This window comes from Desulfococcus sp., from assembly GCF_041737845.1.
In the GTDB taxonomy this organism is placed as follows: domain Bacteria; phylum Desulfobacterota; class Desulfobacteria; order Desulfobacterales; family Desulfococcaceae; genus Desulfococcus.
In genome coordinates, this window is sequence record NZ_JBGSQX010000025.1 from 1 (window position 1) to 17,955 (window position 17,955).

At 63.3% G+C, this 17,955-nt stretch carries 17 protein-coding genes; 6 read left to right on the plus strand and 11 right to left on the minus strand.

What is annotated here, in order from left to right; genetic code table 11:
* The 7 genes from ACEW8N_RS02945 to ACEW8N_RS02975 form a co-directional block, all read right to left on the minus strand.
* Positions 1-491 (minus strand): ATP-binding cassette domain-containing protein (locus tag ACEW8N_RS02945; protein WP_373498303.1); only part of this gene is annotated, 491 nt, incomplete at its 3' end.
* Complete coding sequence (locus ACEW8N_RS02950) at positions 484-1,521, minus strand: ABC transporter ATP-binding protein (RefSeq protein WP_373498304.1); 1,038 nt, start codon at positions 1,519-1,521, stop codon at positions 484-486. The genes ACEW8N_RS02945 and ACEW8N_RS02950, both read right to left, overlap by 8 nt.
* Positions 1,518-2,519, minus strand: coding sequence for an ABC transporter permease (locus tag ACEW8N_RS02955; RefSeq protein ID WP_373498305.1), 1,002 nt, complete (start codon positions 2,517-2,519; stop codon positions 1,518-1,520). Before ACEW8N_RS02955 ends, ACEW8N_RS02950 begins: the two co-directional genes overlap by 4 nt.
* 1 nt (position 2,520) lies before the next feature.
* Complete coding sequence (locus ACEW8N_RS02960; protein WP_373498306.1) at positions 2,521-3,441, minus strand: ABC transporter permease; 921 nt, start codon at positions 3,439-3,441, stop codon at positions 2,521-2,523.
* 13 nt (positions 3,442-3,454) lie between these two features.
* Positions 3,455-4,939 (minus strand): ABC transporter substrate-binding protein, encoded by a 1,485-nt coding sequence (locus ACEW8N_RS02965; RefSeq protein WP_373498307.1) that lies wholly within the window; start codon positions 4,937-4,939, stop codon positions 3,455-3,457.
* A gap of 195 nt (positions 4,940-5,134) precedes the next feature.
* A complete protein-coding gene (locus ACEW8N_RS02970; protein ID WP_373498308.1) occupies positions 5,135-6,418 on the minus strand; it encodes an FAD-dependent oxidoreductase in 1,284 nt (427 codons plus the stop codon).
* Between the two features lie 226 nt (positions 6,419-6,644).
* A complete protein-coding gene (locus tag ACEW8N_RS02975; protein ID WP_373498309.1) occupies positions 6,645-6,857 on the minus strand; it encodes a hypothetical protein in 213 nt (70 codons plus the stop codon).
* A 478-nt stretch (positions 6,858-7,335) separates the two neighbouring features.
* Between ACEW8N_RS02975 and ACEW8N_RS02980 the strand changes: the two genes are divergently transcribed.
* The gene (locus ACEW8N_RS02980) at positions 7,336-7,548 is read left to right on the plus strand and encodes a dodecin family protein (RefSeq protein WP_373498310.1); all 213 of its coding nucleotides are present in this window, start codon (positions 7,336-7,338) and stop codon (positions 7,546-7,548) included.
* 156 nt (positions 7,549-7,704) lie between these two features.
* Here the strand turns inward: ACEW8N_RS02980 and ACEW8N_RS02985 are convergent, their stop codons facing one another.
* On the minus strand, positions 7,705-8,145 hold the full coding sequence (locus ACEW8N_RS02985; RefSeq protein WP_373498311.1) for a flavodoxin domain-containing protein: 441 nt from the start codon (positions 8,143-8,145) through the stop codon (positions 7,705-7,707).
* Between the two features lie 417 nt (positions 8,146-8,562).
* Between ACEW8N_RS02985 and ACEW8N_RS02990 the strand changes: the two genes are divergently transcribed.
* The 5 genes from ACEW8N_RS02990 (at position 8,563) to ACEW8N_RS03010 (ending at position 15,001) form a co-directional block, all read left to right on the plus strand.
* Positions 8,563-8,835, plus strand: coding sequence for an HU family DNA-binding protein (locus ACEW8N_RS02990; protein ID WP_373498312.1), 273 nt, complete (start codon positions 8,563-8,565; stop codon positions 8,833-8,835).
* 40 nt (positions 8,836-8,875) lie between these two features.
* The gene (locus ACEW8N_RS02995; protein ID WP_373498313.1) at positions 8,876-9,319 is read left to right on the plus strand and encodes an Lrp/AsnC family transcriptional regulator; all 444 of its coding nucleotides are present in this window, start codon (positions 8,876-8,878) and stop codon (positions 9,317-9,319) included.
* A 132-nt stretch (positions 9,320-9,451) separates the two neighbouring features.
* Positions 9,452-10,171, plus strand: a complete 720-nt coding sequence (gene lipB / locus ACEW8N_RS03000) for a lipoyl(octanoyl) transferase LipB (RefSeq protein ID WP_373498314.1) — start codon at positions 9,452-9,454, stop codon at positions 10,169-10,171.
* Positions 10,168-11,055 carry a lipoyl synthase gene (gene lipA / locus ACEW8N_RS03005; RefSeq protein ID WP_373498315.1) on the plus strand — a complete coding sequence of 296 codons (888 nt, stop codon included), beginning with the start codon at positions 10,168-10,170 and terminating at the stop codon, positions 11,053-11,055. The genes lipB and lipA overlap by 4 nt, the downstream gene beginning before the upstream one ends.
* Positions 11,056-11,329: 274 nt before the next feature.
* Positions 11,330-15,001, plus strand: coding sequence for an AAA domain-containing protein (locus ACEW8N_RS03010; RefSeq protein WP_373498316.1), 3,672 nt, complete (start codon positions 11,330-11,332; stop codon positions 14,999-15,001).
* 74 nt (positions 15,002-15,075) lie between these two features.
* On the opposite strand, the gene ACEW8N_RS03015 is transcribed toward ACEW8N_RS03010, so the two are convergent.
* The 3 genes from ACEW8N_RS03015 to groL all read right to left on the minus strand — a co-directional run bounded on the left by ACEW8N_RS03015 (position 15,076) and on the right by groL (position 17,950).
* The gene (locus ACEW8N_RS03015; RefSeq protein WP_373498317.1) at positions 15,076-15,609 is read right to left on the minus strand and encodes a hypothetical protein; all 534 of its coding nucleotides are present in this window, start codon (positions 15,607-15,609) and stop codon (positions 15,076-15,078) included.
* 158 nt (positions 15,610-15,767) lie between these two features.
* Entirely contained in the window at positions 15,768-16,166 is a 399-nt protein-coding gene (locus ACEW8N_RS03020) for a Rieske (2Fe-2S) protein (RefSeq protein WP_373498318.1), read from the minus strand.
* 155 nt (positions 16,167-16,321) lie between these two features.
* Entirely contained in the window at positions 16,322-17,950 is a 1,629-nt protein-coding gene (gene groL / locus ACEW8N_RS03025; protein WP_373498319.1) for a chaperonin GroEL, read from the minus strand.
* Positions 17,951-17,955 lie beyond the last annotated feature (5 nt).

The window sequence follows — 17,955 nt, forward strand, 5'->3', positions numbered from 1 at the left end:
AATCCGACGAGTTCGAGCAGCAGGGCGACACGGTCCGCCGCATCGGCGGCGCCGGCGCAGATGCGGTGGACGATCAGGGGCTCGGCGATGATGTCGGCGATGCGCATCCGGGGGTTGAGGCTGGCGTAGGGGTCCTGGAAGACCAACTGCATGTGGCGGCGCATGGGCCGGAGGTCCTGTTTCCGGGCGTGGGTAATCTCCCGCCCCCGGAAAAAAATCCTGCCGGCCGCCAGGGGGACCCGCCGCAGGACGGCCCTTCCCGTGGTACTTTTGCCCGAACCCGACTCGCCCACCAGCCCCAGGGTCTCGCCAGGATAGATCTCGAAGGAGACCTGGTTGACGGCATGCACCACCCGCCGGCTCCGGCCCCAGAACCCGCCGCGGCCGCCGTCGAACCTGACGGTGAGCCCCTCGACGCGGACCAGGGGGTCGGGTGCCGCGGCCGGTCTCGCGTTTTCCTCCGCCAGGAAAACCGTCTCGGCACTATTCATGTCCGCCCTCCGCTCGATCCGGCGCCCCTGATTCTCCCGATTCCGACGGCTCCCCGGAGGTGCACCAGCAGGCCGCGTGGTGACCGTCGCCGTGGGGCCGGATCCGGGGCCGGTTCACGCAGCATTCCCCGGCCCGGGCGCACCTCGGGAAAAAGGCGCACCCCTCCGGCGGCGAGATCAGGTCGGGGGGCACCCCCTCGATGGTGATCATCCGCTCGGTGTAGTCCTCCAGGCTGGGCGTCGCCCTCAGGAGCCCCCGGGTGTAGGGATGGACGGGATGGTGGAAGATGGCGTCGACCGGGCCGACCTCGACGATCTCCCCGGCATACATCACCGCCACCCGGTTGCAGAGCTGGGCGACAACCCCCAGGTCGTGGGAGATCAGGATCACCGACAGGTTGAGCCGAGACTGGAGGTCGGCCATGAGTTCGAGGATCTGGGCCTGGATGGTGACGTCCAGGGCGGTGGTCGGCTCGTCTGCGATGAGAAGCTCCGGCTCGCAGGCCATGGCCATGGCGATCATGACCCGCTGGCGCATGCCGCCCGAGAATTCGTCGGGATACTGCTTCAGCCGCTTCTCCGGGGCGCTGATGTTCACGAGGGAGAGCAGCTCGACGGCCCGTGCCTTCGCCCGGGCGCCGCTCATCCCCAGGTGGTGCCGCAGCACCTCGCAGATCTGGGCGCCCACGGTGAAGACCGGGTTCAGGGAGGTCATGGGGTCCTGGAAGATCATGGAGATCTCTTTTCCCCTCACCTGCCTCAGATAGGCCGCCCCGCCCCGCCCGAAAAAGGAGCGCCCCTTCCAGCGGACGTCGCCCGCCACGATCTCGCCGGGGGTCTGGACGAGCCCCATGGCCGCCTGAACGGTGACGCTCTTCCCGGAGCCCGATTCCCCCACCAGCCCCAGGGTCTCGCCCGGCGCCACATGGAGGCTGACCCCCCGGACCGCCCGAACGACGCCGCTGCGGGTGGTGAAGCGGACCTTGAGCCCCTCGATCTCCAGCAGAGGCATCTGCGGTCCGCCGGTCATGGGGAAACCTCCGTCCGGCCCGCGCCGGCCCGCTCCAGGCGCTTCCGCTCGCGCCGCTTCCGGACGGCCTCCTTCCGGGCGAACTGCTTCTCGCGCTCCTGGGGATCTGAAATCAGGCGCATCCAGCTCGCCACCAGGTTGACGGCGAGCACCGTAACGGAGATGGCGATCCCCGGCATGGTGACGAGCCACCAGGCCCGGAAGATGTAGTCCTTGCCTGCGGCGACGTCCAGCCCCCATGAGGTTGCCGGCGGCTGGATCCCCAGGCCCAGGAAGGAAAGCGCCGCCTCGGCCAGGACGATGCGGGCGAATTCCAGGATGGCCAGGGTGATGAGGGGCGAGGTAAGGTTGGGGAGGATGTGCCGGAAGATCACCCGTGCCGCGCTGCAGCCCAGGATCTCGGCCGCCTCCACGTAGGGGGTCCTCCGGACCGATAGCACGCTGCTGCGGGTCATGCGGCCGAAAACCATCCAGCCGTTCAGGGCCAGAACCACGATGACCGTGGTCATGCTCGGGCCGATCACCGCCAGGATGATCAGGGCCAGGAGGAGCCCGGGAAAGGCCACCTGGGTATCGATCCACCGCATGATGAAGCTGTCGGTCCGTCCGCCGAAATACCCGGCGAGAAGGCCCATGACCACCCCGAAGCTCCCGGCCGTCAATACCACCATGACGCCCACCAGGAGGGAGACCCGGGAGCCCCAGATCACCCGGGACAGGACATCGCGGCCCAGGTGGTCGGTGCCCAGGAGATGGGACGACGACCCCTTTTCCGCCCACGCGGGCGGCTTGAGGCGGTTTCTCAGATCCTGGGCCGCGGGGTCGCGGGGGGCGACGGCGGGGGCCAGGAGCGCCATGAGTACCAGGGCGCCGATGAGGAGGACCCCGGCAAAGCCGGCCTTGTCCCGCCAGAGTTCGAGGGCCAGTGCCCGGAGCTTCCGACGCCGGTCGTCTCCCCTGCCGCCCGTCACGGGGCGTGGATCGCTGTTTTGTTCCATCCTACGCCAGCTTCAGTCTGGGATCGATGATCGTGTAGACCACGTCCATGGCAATGTTGATGAGGACCACCGTGACCGCCACGGTGAAGACGATGGCCTGGAGCAGGATGAGGTCCTCCCGCTCAATGGCCTGGATGGCGGTCAGACCGAGCCCCGGCCAGGCGAAAACGGTCTCCACCACGACCGAATACCCGGCGACGGCCCGGATCAGCTCCCACCCGCAGAGGGTGACCACCGGCAGCCCCGCGTTGCGGAGGGCATGGACCCCGACAACGCGGCGGAATGGAAGCCCTTTGGCCGTCGCGGTCTTGACGTACTGGCGGTTCAGTTCGTCGATCATGGCAGACCTCACGATCATCACCATCCTTGCCAGGGCCGGCAGGGCCAGGGTCACGGCCGGCATGATCATGTGGGCCGGGGTGGCGATGCCCGATGTGGGCAGCCACTTCAACTGGACGGCGAAGACGACGATGAGCAGCAGGCCGAGCCAGAACTGGGGGATGGACAGGCCGATGAGGCTGAAAAAAACCGTGAGCCGGTCGGATATCCCCCCCGGCCGGAGCGCGGCGATGATCCCCAGGGGGATCGAGAGCACGCAGGCCAGGCCGATTCCCAGGAAGGCCAGGTGAAGGGTCAGGGGCAGCTTTTCGAGGACGATCTCCATGGCCGGGCGGTGCTGCCACAGGGATTCCCCGAAATCGAGGCGGGCCAGGCCTGCCAGGAAATCGGCGAACTGGACCGGTATGGGTCGATCGAGGCCGAGCTGCCGCTCGAATGCCGCCCGCTGCTCGGCGGTGGCCTCGAGGGGCAGCATGACCTTCACCGGGTCCCCCACCATCCGGGTTACGACGAAGACGATCACCGTCACGCCGAAAATGACGACGGCGCCGTGCCAGATGCGCTTCAGGATGTATCGGCCCATGCAGGCGCGCTCCTTATTTTTTGAGCTTCATCTCGGCGACCAGGAGCTTGGCGTCTACCCGCCCCGGCCACGCAAGGCGGGTGCTCAGCCCGTAGATGTCCTCGATGTTGAGCAGCCAAACGAAATAGGCCTGGTCATGGGCGCGTTTGACCGCCTGGTGATAGAGCCCGGCGCGTTTGGCCGCGTCGGTTTCCGTCCGGGCCCGGTCGATGAGGGATGCCAGTAGGGCATCCGTGTTGGACGAGCCGATGCCGCCGGCCTTGTAGTAGGCGGAAAAGCTCTTGTCCGCGTCCAGCAGCTCGTTGGAGCTCACGACGAAGATCCCGTCCCCCCGGGTCTTGCGGTCGAAGAGGCGGTTCAGGTATTCGTTGAACTCGAAGATGCGGACCTTGGTCGTGAGCCCCACGGCGTCCCAGTAGGCGGAGACCGCCTCCACGAGTTCGCGGTCCTTGAGCCAGCGCCCCGCCGTGCCGATGAGCTCCACTTCGGCGCCGACCACACCGGCCTCCTTGAGCAGGGCGTGGGCCTTGGCCGGATCATAGGGATAGGGCCCCACATCTGTATTGAATCCGAAAAACGACGGGCTGAGGAGCTGCCCCTGGGCGACCTGGGCAAATCCCTCGAAGAGCCCCTCGGCCAGGGCCTGTTTGTCGACCGCGTAGTTGAGGGCCTGGCGCACCCGGGGGTCCTTGGTGATGCCGCCGTCGGCGTTGAGGATGATGATGGGGTGTTCAAGCCCCAGGATATTGATCTTCTGGGGCACCTGCGCGGTGAATTCGGGCATGAGGTTGGTGATGAGGTCGAACTCTCCCGCAGAGAGGCCGGCCAGGCGGGTTCCAGGCTCGGAGACGAACCGGTAGGTCACCTTTTCGATGGCGGGCGCGCCGCCCCAGTATACCCCGTTGCGCTCCAGAAGGATGTGCTGGCCCCGCCGCCATTCGACAAACCGGTAGGGCCCCGTGCCCACGGGCGCCTCGGCGAATTTGGCGTCCCTGGAATGGGCCACGGGGACCATCTTCATCCAGTACAGCCGCGACGGCAGGATCGGGTCCGGACCGTCGGTTGTGATCCGGACGGTGAGATCGTCCACCTTCACGGCCGTCTTGATGGTGTTGAAAAAGGACATCTGCTCCGAATTGAACTTCGGATCGATGGTCCGCAGGATGCTGTAGACCACGGTATCGGCGTTGAAAGGCTCACCGTTGTGGAAGGTGACGCCGGCCCTCAGCTTGACCTCCCAGATCGACGGTTCGACCAGGGAGGGCGGCGCCGCTGCCAGCCCCGCCACGAGCTCCCCGGCGGGCGTCCGCTGCAGGAGGGTCTCGTAGATGTTGTCGTTAACGGCCCGCTCGCCCCCATCCTCGCGGAGCTGAGGATCCAGGGTCGTCGGTTCGGAGCCCAGGGCGATGACGATGCCGTCGGCGCAGGCCGCCGCCGGCTGAAGGCAGACAGCCGCGGCGAGTATCCAAAGAAATACAATCCTCTTCAATCCTGTCATCTTCTCCTCCTCTTGCATCCTTGACGGTTCCGCAAAAAGGCCGATATCTGCGTTACGCCTATCCCTCATCACTGCGGCGTACTGCAAGTACGTCGCATTCCTCGGGATTCGCAAGCCTTGATCTCGGCCTTTTTGCGAAACCGTCTGAAAATTGACTTTTTACGAATGCATCAAGTATGATATGTGCGTTACGCTTCATCCCTTCCGCGGCGAGAACACCCCCAGGAGCCCGGAGCGGTCCACCCGCTCCGCAATCCGGTCCGGGCGGGTGGCGTAAAGCCCCCGCGCCTTCATCTCCTCGAAAAGAACCGACCCGGAAAAGGTGAATTTTTTGGCAAGTTCCCCCTTCTCCCGCATCTGGACGCGCACCTCGTGGATGGCATATCCGATGGCCAGGCTCTCGGGAAGCACCAGCGGGGTTTCGCCCCGGGCGTGCCGCACCGCGTTGTATCCGGCCAGGGTGCCGGTGCAGATCGCTTCGGTATGCCCCACCAGCAACCCCGCCTTTTCTCCGGCGCAGAACAGGTTCTCCAGGCCCGCCACCCGGAGGGCGTCATCCCGGGGGGACATGCCCAGGTAGCGGACGGAATTGCCCATGCCGCCCGCATACGGGTCTTCATACCGGGCGTTCTCGAAGCCGGGAATCTCCCGCAGGACGGCCAGGGGAAAAAACGGGCTCATGAGCTTGGCGTGGCCGGTGTCGAGCAGGATGACATTCTCTTCAAACGCCGCCATGGCGTATTGCTGGCAGGCCTTCATCGCCAGTTTTCCCGACAGCCGGAGTTCGGGGGGAAGGGGGACGACGACCACCCCATGGGTGTTGAGCCTCTGGAGAAGCCCGGGGGCCAGGGATTCCTTGTGCAGCTTGCACGAACCGCTCATGGCGCCGGTCTGGCCGCCCTTTTGGCCGTCCATCTCCAGGATCCCGGCCTTTGCCGCCACGCTCACCCGTCCGCCAAAGCTGTGGCACCGGAGCACGCACATGGCGCAGCCGTTGCCGTATCGGGTACAGTTGGCCGGCGGGCCGGCCGTTCCCGTGGTTTCCACGAATACGTCGCCCGGGATGCGGACGGTCTCGCCCCCTTTTTTCCCGGTGACGGCGACGATCCGGCCGCCGTCCCGCTCGACGCCGGTGATCCGCGTCTCGAACCGGAGATCGATAGCGTTGGCCGCGAGCAGGCGGCGCACAATGGGCTCCATGGTGCCCACATTGTAAAGGGAGGCGTGGGCATGGCCGGGAAACTCGACCTCCCGGTGCAGCAGGTTCCCGTCAATGGCCGTAAAAAGGCCCCCTCCGCCCAGGGCGATCATCTCCTCGGTCGCCGTGAACCTGCCGTTGTTGCGCATGATGCCGCCCACCAGGCCGGTGCCCAGAAGCATATCGGTGCGCTCGATCAGCACCGCCCCGGCGCCCTGGGATCCGGCGGCCAGCGCGGCGGCGCATCCCGCCCATCCGCCGCCGATAATGACGACCTTCACTGTTGTGGCTCCTTGTAAAAGGTTCCGAAGCATCCCCGACAGGATCGGAAGATACCATGAGACATCCGCATGGAACAATGGATTTTCGTATATAGAGTGCAGGGGGGTGTCAAGACTTTTCCAAGCGGGAGAGGACGCGGGCGGAGAAACGCCAGGCGTTCCGGCCGGCCCCCGCCGGGACGGGATCAGCCCTTCGGGCAATGACCCGTCCCGGCGGGCGGGCGGATTATTCCTTTTTCGCCGACAGCAGACGGCATGCCTTGCTGTCGGGCGCGAAGACAAAAAATCCCGCCATGATGATCAGCGGCAGGGCGAAAAAAAAGCCGAAGACCGGCAGAACGATCGTCCCGACGATCGCAAGCAGCAGGCTGAAGATGAAGACCACCGCCCCCACCGACCGGCTGGAGACCTTGTCGTAAAAACATTCTGTTTTGCTCATATCAAATCTCCTCTGTAAGGGGTGCACGACCGTCAGGGATGATGCCCCGCGGACGCGAAGGGCAAAACCGCCTTTTACTTATCTATTGTTAATAGTGATCATGAACGGCCGTATTTCAATAGGGGCATGATTGGGGCATAAACGGGGCTTTTTCCTGCTATCGGCCCGGGTTCGGGAGACGCCCCCGGATGCCGTCATCCATCTCGACGGAATTTCGTGAAAAGAATCCCCTTCCCCCAGCCAAAAGCCTACTTGACGAAAACGCCCCTATCGGGGTAGTATGTGTCCAAGATGATCTGTGCCAGTTGACTTCTCCAGAGCCAGGCGGTTCAATTTCGCATGCGACGCTCGCAATTCGCACGATGCGGCATCCGGCGGAAACCGAATCCATCGATGTCAGCATGGCGCATCTCATACCGTGTCCGCCAGAACCGGAGGACGTTCTTTTCTCAACCCATCAGCCTAAAAGGAGGATATCATGGGCGAAAGTGTCTACAAGGTCATCGAACTGGTAGGAACCAGCACCGAATCATGGGAAGACGCCGCGAAGAAAGCGGTGGACACCGCATCGAAATCCCTCAAGGAGCTCAGGGTCGCGGAAATCACCAAGCTCGACATGAAAGTGGAAAACGGAAAAGTGACGGCCTATCGGGCACGGGTAAATCTGTCGTTCAAGTACGTCGGCGACTGATCCCGGCGCATAACCCCAGCATCGGCGAAACGCCCCTCACGGCGGCGTTTCGCGTTTCTCCTCCCATGAGCCGGAAGAAGGGCGGCATCCGGATCAGCACGATCACGATCACCCAGATCTGCAATCCGCGGTCCACCCGGCCCGATCCGTGCAGATCTATTTCCCCTGGAGCTTCTTCGCGATCGATTTTCCGTAGTCCTGGGCCATCTGGATTCCCCCGCCCAGGGAGGCGTTTTTTAACATCAGGGGATCCCCCACCATGTCCATCTTGAAGATATTGGCCATGGTGCCGTAAATACGCTCCGGCGCCTCACCGCTCCAGCCGAAGGCGCCGAACGCCCCGCCCACCTTGCCATCCAGGTTGGCCTTTTCCGCCAGGAAGAGGAGGGTCTTCATTTTTTCGAGCATCTCTCCGTGATAGGTGGACGATCCGAGAACCAGGGCGTCATACCCCTCCAGATCCGCCTCTTTCTTGATCTGCTTGATGTCCAGGACTTCGGCTTCCAGCCCCGAAATCCGAACACCTTCGCCGATCAGTCGGGCGATCTTTTCCGTGTCTCCGGTTCTTGTGGCATAAACGATCAGTACTTTCGGCATGGCATCTCCTCCCCTTCGCGATTCACAGGCCAGCGTGATTGGCGCGGTTACGTTGAATTTTCTGGAACAATACAGAATACTGCTTGGATTTACAGAAAAACCTTATTTCCCGTCAATCGAATTTTTCAAGGATTCCCGGTTCCGGGTCCGGACATTCCCCGGCAGGAGAGCCGGCCCCCGGTTCGGGTTTCAGTGAAAACACTGCAATAATGAGGTTTTATGTTGACAACGAAGAAATATTTCTGCATTGATCTTTTTAAATGGCCATCAGCAGATGAACCATCGGACATATCATGATCAAGAATCACGATGGACATGCCTTTTGGCGCAGCCTCATGGCCGGTTTTTGGGTATGGATGAACCATCCGGCAGCCGATTATTAGGGAGCAAAAACCAACGGAAAAGGAGAAAAGACAGATGAAGAAAGCCGATTTAGTCGACAAGCTGGCGGAAGATGTGGGCGTCTCGAAAACCATCGCGGCGAAGGCCATCGATTCCATCACCGACGGCATCACCCAGGCCCTCAAGAAAAAGGACGGCAAAGTCACCCTGGTCGGATTCGGATCCTTTACCAAGGTGCGCCGGAAAGCCAGAAAAGGAAGAAACCCGCAGACCGGCGAAGAAATCAAGATCAAGGCCTGCAATGTGGTCAAATTCTCCCCGGGAAAGAAACTGAAGGAATCCGTCTGACGGACGCGGTCCGGACCATGACCCCAGAGATCCACCCACCATGAAAATCGACGACATCAACATGACCATCATCAAACATCTCCGCGATGGAAGGAGATCTTTCAAGAATATCGCCGACACGCTCAGCCTCACGGAGAATACGGTCAGGGCACGGGTCAAGAAGCTGGTCGACAGCGGTATCCTGGAGATCACGGGCCTGGTGAACCCGGAGTCGATCCCCCGGCATCATGCCGTAATCATCGGCGTGAAGCTGGGCACCGCCGATATGTTCAAAAAAGCCGAACTCTTCAGCAAGCTTCGGGGGATTGTGTCGGTGGCGGTGGTGACGGGGCGGTACGACCTGCTGGTAACGGTACTGTTCAACGACGATTACAGCCTGGAGGATTTTTACACCGAAGAGGTCTCCAGGATTGACGGCGTCCAGTCCATGGAGACCTTCGTCATCTACAAGAACTTCAACCTGAAGGTGCCGTATATCCTCTAGGCCGCCTGAAACAGCCGCTCCGATTCCGCCGAAACCCCGCACGCCCGGAAGCCCCCCCGGCGTTCCGGAAACCATGGCTTCGTTCCGTCAGCGGATCAAGGACGACGGCTGCAATGCCATGAAAGAAAAAAGATGAAAGCGACCCGATGCCTCTACCTGGACCTGCCGCTGACGGGGTATCCGGAGGCGCTCCGCCTTCAACGGGAGATCACGGCGTCCAGAATGGAAAACCGGCTGGAGGACGACGTCATCCTGTGCCTGGAGCACCCGCCGGTTTTCACCCTGGGCCGCAACGGCGGCCGGGAAAACCTGGTGGTGCCGGAGGACTTTCTCCGCCGGATGGACATCGCCGTCGTCCAGATCGAACGGGGCGGCAATATCACCTACCACGGCCCGGGGCAGTTGGTGGCCTACCCCATCCTGGACCTCAACGCCTCCGGCATCGGCATCCGGGACTATGTCGGCCGCCTTGAGGAGGCCATGGTCCGGACAGCGGCGGATTGGGGGGTGGCAGCGGCAGGCCACCCAAAGAACCGGGGCGTCTGGGTCGGGGAGCGAAAACTGGGCAGCATCGGCGTCAGTGTCACCCGAGGCATCTGTTTTCACGGCCTGGCATTGAACGTCAACACCGACCTCGCGCCCTTTGACTGGATCCACCCCTGCGGATTCCAGAACATCCGCATGACATCCCTTAGCACCGAACTGGGGCGGGAGGTTCCCCTGGATCGGGTTCGACGAGGGTTGAAACGTCACCTGGCGGCGGTGCTGAACAAGGCCTTCACGGATGCGGATCTGCCGCTGCTGATGACAGGCTTGATGAAAGAACGAGAGGCAACAGCGGAGAGATCATGACCATGGAAAACGAACGAACACCCCGGAAAAGCAGGAAACCGCCCTGGCTCACCCGCAGGCTGCCCACCGCCCCCGAGTACGAACAGGTCAGGGCCCTCATCAGCAAGGGCCGCCTCCATACGGTTTGCGAGGAGGCCAAGTGCCCCAACCAGTTCGAGTGCTTCTCCCGGCGGACCGCAACATTTCTGATCCTGGGGTCGCGATGCACCCGCAATTGCCGGTTCTGCAACGTGGCCCACGGCCCCACGGCCCCTCCCGATCCGGAAGAGCCCTCCCGCGTGGCGGAAGCCGCCTTTCGGATGGGGCTCCGGTACGTGGTGGTCACATCGGTGACCCGGGACGATCTCCCGGACGGCGGCGCGGGCCTCTTCGCCGAAACGGTCACCCGGATCCGGAGTCGGCTGCCCTCGGCCCGGGTGGAGGTCCTGATCCCCGATTTCAAGGGAGACAGGGCGGCCCTGACGACCGTCCTGGACGCGCGACCCGACGTGCTGAACCACAATATCGAAACCGTGCCGCGCCTCTACGCCCGGGTCCGTCCCGAGGCGGTATACGAGCGGTCCCTGGCGCTGCTGGAGCGGGTGGCCGACACGGCTCCCGGCATTCCGACAAAATCCGGCATCATGCTGGGCCTGGGCGAAGCCGACGCCGAGGTCCGGGAAACCCTGGGTGACCTGCGGCGCGTTCAATGCCGGTTTCTCACCATCGGCCAGTACCTTCAGCCCTCCGGAAATCATCTGCCGGTCGAGCGCTTCGTCCCGCCCGATGAATTCGACGCCTGGCGCCGGACCGCACTGGACATGGGATTCACGGAGGTGGCCAGCGGCCCCTTTGTCCGGAGTTCCTATCACGCCGAGGATCTATACCAGACCGCACGCCCGTGATCCGCGGGGCCGGGCCGCCCCCCGGCACTCACGGCATTCGCTTTCTTCCATTGACGTTTCCCCATCGATTTGCTTAATATGACCATCTGCAGCCGTGCATTGCTTTCGACCTTCACGATTCTTAACTGTTTTCTTGTGCTGGCGTACCCATGAATTCAATCCCGAAGACGACCCCTGAAATGCGATATCGCCGCCGAATCCGCAGGCAGCACGGCGCCTCCGCGCAGGCGATTCCCGGCCCGACCCGGGGTCGCGCGGGCATCGAGGGCGACGGATGAGGCATCCGATCCCGGAACCGCAGGCGATTCCTGCACACGGGGACGGCGATTTGCCGGCCGATATCCTGTCGGAATACCAGTCGGCGCTTCAGGAGGAGATCCGGGCCGTCCGCCGGAACGGGCTTTTGGCATCCCTGCGCCTGAAAAACGGTCGTTTCATCGATCGCATCGGAAGCCGCTTTCACTATGCATTCGAGATGGAGGCGGCGCCGGATCTTTTCTGGGATGGGCCGGCGGACCTGGTCATCCCCGACCAGCCTTCGATGGTCATCACCCTCGTGTCCACGAGCGGCCTGACCCTCACCGCAAGCCTCCCCGAGCACAAGGGCGACCGGATCGGCAGGGCGCGCCTTCATTACAACCTGACCGATATCCTCGAAAAATGGATCGAACGGCTTGAGGGCTTCAAGGCCATGCCCAATCCAGCGGGCGAACGGATCCGGGGGGCGCTCCCCGTTTCCGGCGCCCCCGCGGATGTGACGGTCGCAGAAGACCTCGACCCGCACCAGGCCCGCGCCGTTCTGTCGGCGCTGGGGCACGACGCCGCCTTCATCCTGAGCCCCCCGGGGTCCGGAAAAACGAGGACGATCGCTGAAATCGTCCGCCTTCTCCGCCAACGGAACCAGTCCGTTTTGGTCGCATCGCGCAGCGCGCGGGCCGCGGACCGGATCATCCTGAGCATATCCCGCCGCATGCCGGCATCCGCGCGGGAAAACGGACAGATCATTCGCCTGGGCGACCCCGATTTGCCGCTCCTCAAGCGCCACCCGAACCTCCTTCTGGAAACCCGGGCCGCCCTGAAGGCCGAAGCGCCCATGATCCGCAAAACCCATCTTGCGGAAAAGCTCCGTGCGGCGAAGGCCCGGGCCGCCAGGGTCTCCCGGATGATCGATATCCTGGAATGGGTTGCCCGCGGGGAGCGCGATCTCGAAGTGGTCGAACAAGCGTTCATGGACCTTCAGGCGAAAAAGCGACAGCTCGAAAAGCGGCGCCGGGCCCTGAAGGAGATGCAGCGCACGGTGATCCTCTGGCGGGAGGCCGCCGAAGCCGCCAAAAAACACCGAAAGGCGGAGGCGGACCTGATCCAGTTGACCGAAAGCATGGCCACGCTCAAGGGCGAGATTTCGGATCTTGCCGGGAAGTTGGCGGAGACGGCCGACCGGCTCGCGGAAGCCCGGCAGATCTACGGCAGGACGTCTTCCGCAGGCTGGCTGACCCGCCAGCTCCGCCAGATCCCCCCCCCGGAACAGCAGAAGGAGGCGATCGAAAGACTTGAAACCGAAGCGGCGCAGATGGGCGAGCGGATCGACGCCAAGCGTTCGCTTCTCAGGATCATCCAGAACAACAAAACCCAGCTTGAAGCCGAGGCGGAGCGCCTCAGCCAGGCATACCCCGCCGGCCGGGACGACATTCTGAAGCAGAAGTCCCTCTTCCAGACACGGTTTGAACCGCTGGATCGGGAAACGAAACGCCTCAACAAGGGCTACCACGACAGCCGGATCCGCCTGGCGGGGCTGTTGAGCGCACAACTCAAATCCTTGAACCAGCAGGGCTTCAGCCAGGTTTCCGGCGGGACCCCCGAGGTCGTTCTGAACGCCATCAAAGCAGGGTACGCCAATGCAAAAGCCGAAACCAGGGGTCTCCATGTCGATTCCCTCCGCCTTGAACTAACGCGGCTCGGCGAGGAGATCGCCGCATACCGGGCCGATCTGGGGGCAGCGGCCCGCAACACCGGGTCATCCGACCACGAGACCGAGATCGGCGGAATGGAAAGGCGCATCGTCGCCGAAGCGGACGTCGTCGTGACGACCCTCTCGAACGCCTGCCTGCATGACGCCGTCCATTCCCGGCGGTTTGACGCGGTGATTTTGGACGAGGTCTCCATGGCCCCGGTTCCGGCCGTGTGGATCGCGGCGGGCCTGGCGGCATCCCGCATCATCGTTCTGGGAGATCCCGGACGGCTCCCGCCCGCCGTCATGTCCGACGGCGACCTGGCCCGGAAATGGCTGGGGAGGGACGTTTTCGAAACCGCGGGATTCACCCGGGAAGAGGCGAATCACCCCAACAGGGTCATGCTCCGCCGGCGATACCTCACGCATCCCCGCATCAGCGCTCTGGCCGCCGAGATGATGCCGCAACGGGAGGCCCCGGACGGAAAACCGCAGCCCGACGCCATCGCCCGGTTCGAGACCGCCGGCGGCCGGAGCGACGACGCCCTGGCCGGATGGTACAGCGCCCCATGGGGGAACATCAGCCCCGTTCTCATGGTCGATACCGGGCCGTCGAGGGCCTGGATCACCCGGCTGGCCGGGCCGGACCCGTCCGACGGGCTCAATTTCATGTCCGCCGCGCTGTGCGTGTCGGCAGCCAAGGCCTTCCTGCGCAAGGATCGGCCGCCGCTCGCCGTCGGAGACGACCCACGGGTGCTCATCATCGCCCCCTATGTTTCCCATGCGGCCCTGGTGGATCTGCTGATCCGGCAGGAGGGCCTGGAAGACGACATCCATGCAGGAACGCCGGAGAGCCTCTACGATCTGCGCGCGCCGGTCGTGATCCTGGACATGGTGGAAGATGATCCGTTTTCCGGCGCCCCCGTGTACAGGCCCAACGCCGACGCCGTGACCCGGCGCCGGATCAGCGACTGCCTTGCCCGGGCGCAATCGCGCCTCGTCGTCGTGGGTGATTTCGAGCACCTTGAAAAAAGGGCCCACGGGGCATTCACCGGCAGCCGGTTCATCCCGGCCCTCCGGAAGAAATCGGCCGTTATCCAGGCGCCCGACCTGATTCGGGACAGGGGCCAAAATCCGCCGGCCGCTGGTCCGGACAATTTGTCACTCGAAGGGGGAGAGGCGGATTCGCCGCGCACCGGGGTAACCCGGGAGGCGTTCATCGAAGCCCTCAACCAGGACATCGACGGCGCGTCGGAACGGGTGATCGTCTATTCCCCGGCCCTGGACGCGGGCCGCCTCTCCGAGGTCGAGCGCGCCCTGCGGGCCGCCGCAGGCAAACGTGTCCGGGTCTATGTCATCACCCGGACCGCCCAGGAGAGGCGGAAAAGCGAGGTCGAGCCCTATGGAGAAATGGCGCGGCGCATTGAAGACTGGGGGGCAATGGTGATCCACCGGATGCGGCTGGCTGAAAAGCTGGTGGTGATCGATGACCGGATCCTCTGGTTCGGCTCCTTCGATCCATTGGGCCCCCCGGATCCGGCGGATCGGGGAGACTTCCACGGGTCCATGGAGCGGCGCTCCGGACGGACCCTGATCGAATTCGCAGGCCGGCGGCTGCGATGGAACGAACTGGTCGAGGCCAGGGATGCCGAGCGGCACCCCCGCTGCCCGATCTGCGGCCGGGAGATCGTCGCCGCCGCGGGCAGGCACTGGCCCTATTACTGGCGATGCATCGAAGCGGGATGCTACCACCGCACCATCGATCAGCCGCCTCCGGCGCCCATGGAAAAAGACGCGCTCCGCTGCGCCAGGTGCGGGGGCGATGTAGAATTCGGCTACTGGGGCGGAAACCCGTGCTGGCGATGCAGGGTCAACCGAAAGCACCGGCAGCCTGTCGTCAGGACCCACCTCACGACGCCCGAAGCGGCGCACCGCATCCCGCCCCGGGAGCTTGTCCGGCTGAGAAAAACCTTCGATATCAAACCGCCATCCGCCTGAGGCGGCGGTCCTCGGGAAATGCTCCGGGGAAAGGGCGTCTTGCCGCTCCGACCGCCCTTTCCCTTCCGGGCCGGTTATCCTTGGATCACGTCCATCAGATCCTGAAGTTTTTTCAACCCCTTGAGTGTTCCGGCCTTGCTCGAGTTGATCAGCTTGGCGCCGATGGGGCTGCTGTTGTCGATGGTGGCGAGGAGGGCCACATTTCCCATGTCCCCCGTGTCCAGCGTCACATTGTGGCTGGTGCCCGTATCATCCAGGATCGAAAGCGTGACGTCGCTGTCTTTGAACCGGGCCGCGGATCCGTCCTTCACCCTGCCGTAGTCCCAGCATATGATCCAGACATATTTCATATCGTCCACCTTGGTGATCCGCATGATCTCCTCGTTTTTCCCGGCCGTGTCCCCCACCCCCTCGTCTCCGCTCAACTGCATGAAGGGGAAGGTGTTCAGATCGCCTTTTTCGCCGAAATAGATCAGCCCCTGCTTGCCGTCCTTGCCTTCATACGCCGCGGCAAGGTCGAAGTCGGCCGCGGTGCTCCACCGCATGGCGACCATAAGCTGCTTGAATCCGCCGACATTGGCCTCACTGCCTTTCTGTTTAAGCTCCATGATGAATCTCCTTGTAAGGGTATTGAATTGGGCGCCGTCCGAAGCGTCGCCGTTGAAATCGTCAGGTACCGCCGGCACTGAAAGATGCCCCCGAGCCGGTAAGGATGCCGCGGGAGCGCCCCCGCCCCGATGCGGCGGCGGTTGACGCGTCCCGAACCCTAGCCGAGACGGATCCTCAGTTCATCCCCCTCGGCGTCGACGGGAAAGGTTTCGACAGGGGCCTTTGCCGCGCCTGAAACCGGATCGCCTGCATAGGTGAAGGTGGATCTGGAAACGCTGCAGCACTCCATGCGGTCATTTCCAGGAAGCGGATCCAGCCTTCGGCCCATGTGAGTGCACCGGTTGGCGAATGCGTGAAACCGCCCGTCCGTGCCGTGAACCAGAAGGACCTTTCGGGGAAGCCCCCCGCCCTCCAGGCGAACCGCCCCGCCCGGACGGCGAAGCTCCGGCATCCGGCTGAGCCGGACCGTGATCCGGAGGTCTTCGTAGCGCCAACTGTCCACCACGGAGGGCAACCGGGTTTCACAGATACCCAAAATGCGCTTGAGCAGTTTCATGTGCCTCTCCCATCTTGCCCATATCCGGCTTCCGAACGAAACCCGCGCGTTTAGAAACATAGGGGGCGGGGGGGCTCCGCCAATCGGGAGCCTGCCCGCCCTCCTGGTTCAGGAGACGTTGATGCGTCTGTTCGGTACATCCCGGCCGGACGCCATCAATACATGTCGTCTTCCATGTCGCCCCCGGACGCCGACTCGTTTTTCTTCTTTTTCGGTTTTTCCGTGATCATGGCTTCCGTCGTGAGCATCAGGCCCGCCACGGAAGCGGCATTCTGAAGGCCGAAACGTACCACTTTGGTGGGATCCATGATGCCTGCTGCCAGAAGATTCTCGAAGACGCCGGTGGCGGCATTGAAGCCGAAATCATCCTTGCCCTCCAGCACCTCCTTCACAACGACGGAGCCGTCATGGCCGGCATTCTGGGCGATCTGGAAGAGCGGCGCCTTGAGGGCCCGTTTCAGCAGGGTGACCCCGCTCATTTCATCGTCATCCAGCTTCAACGTCCCTAATGCATCGAGACATCGGATGAGCGCCACGCCGCCGCCGGGGACGATTCCCTCCTCAACGGCCGCCCTTGTGGCGTTCAGGGCGTTCTCCACCCGGGGCTTCTTCTCCTTCATCTCGGTTTCCGTGGCCGCCCCCATATTGATCACCGCGACCCCCCCGGCCAGCTTGGCCAGCCGCTCCTGGAGCTTTTCGCGATCGTAGTCGGATGTCGTCTCCTCGATCTGGCTTTTAATCTGCCGGATTCGGCCGTCCAGGGCGTCTTTAGAGCCTGCGCCGCCCACGATGGTGGTGTTGTCCTTGTCGATCCGAACAGATTTGCACCGGCCCAGGTCGTTCAGGCCGATGCTTTCCAGTTTGATGCCCAGCTCTTCCGAGATCACCTGTCCGCCGGCGAGAATGGCGATATCCTGGAGCATGGCTTTTCTGCGATCGCCGAAACCCGGCGCCTTGACGGCGGCCACCTTCAGGGTGCCGCGCAGCTTGTTCACGATCAGGGTCGCCAGGGCCTCACCCTCCACGTCTTCTGCGATCACGAGCAGGGGTTTGCCGGACCGGGCGATCGCCTCCAAGAGCTTCAACAGGTCTTTCAGGCTGGAGATCTTTTTTTCCTGGATCAGAATGTAGGGTTCTTCAAGATGGACCTCGAGCTTTTCCGCGTCGGTCACGAAGTAGGGGGAGATATAGCCCCGGTCGAACTGCATGCCCTCGACCATGTCCAGGGTGGTGGCCATGCTTTTGGCCTCCTCCACCGTGATCACCCCCTCCTTGCCGACCTTTTCCATGGCATCCGATATCAATCGCCCGATCTCTTCGTCGTTGTTGGCGGATATGGCGGCCACCTGTGAAATCTCGCTCTTGCCCTTGATCTCCTTGGACAATGCCTTGAGCTGCCCAATCACGGCGGCGACCCCGCGATCGAGACCCCGCTTCAGGGCCATGGGATTGACACCGGCCGTCACCAGCTTGTGGCCTTCCGCACAGAGGGCCTGGGCCAGGACCGTGGCGGTCGTGGTGCCGTCTCCAGCGGTATCGGAGGTCTTCTTGGCAACCTCCTTGACCATCTGGGCACCCATGTTCTCGAACTTGCCTTCCAGTTCGATCTCCTTGGCAACACTGACACCGTCCTTCGTGACGGTGGGGCTGCCGAAGCTCCTTTCGAGGACGACGTTTTTGCCTTTCGGGCCCAGGGTGACCTTCACCGCATCGGCCAGGCTGTTCACCCCCGCGAGCATTTTTTCACGGGCATTCGCACCATAAACGATCATCTTTGCAGGCATCTTCA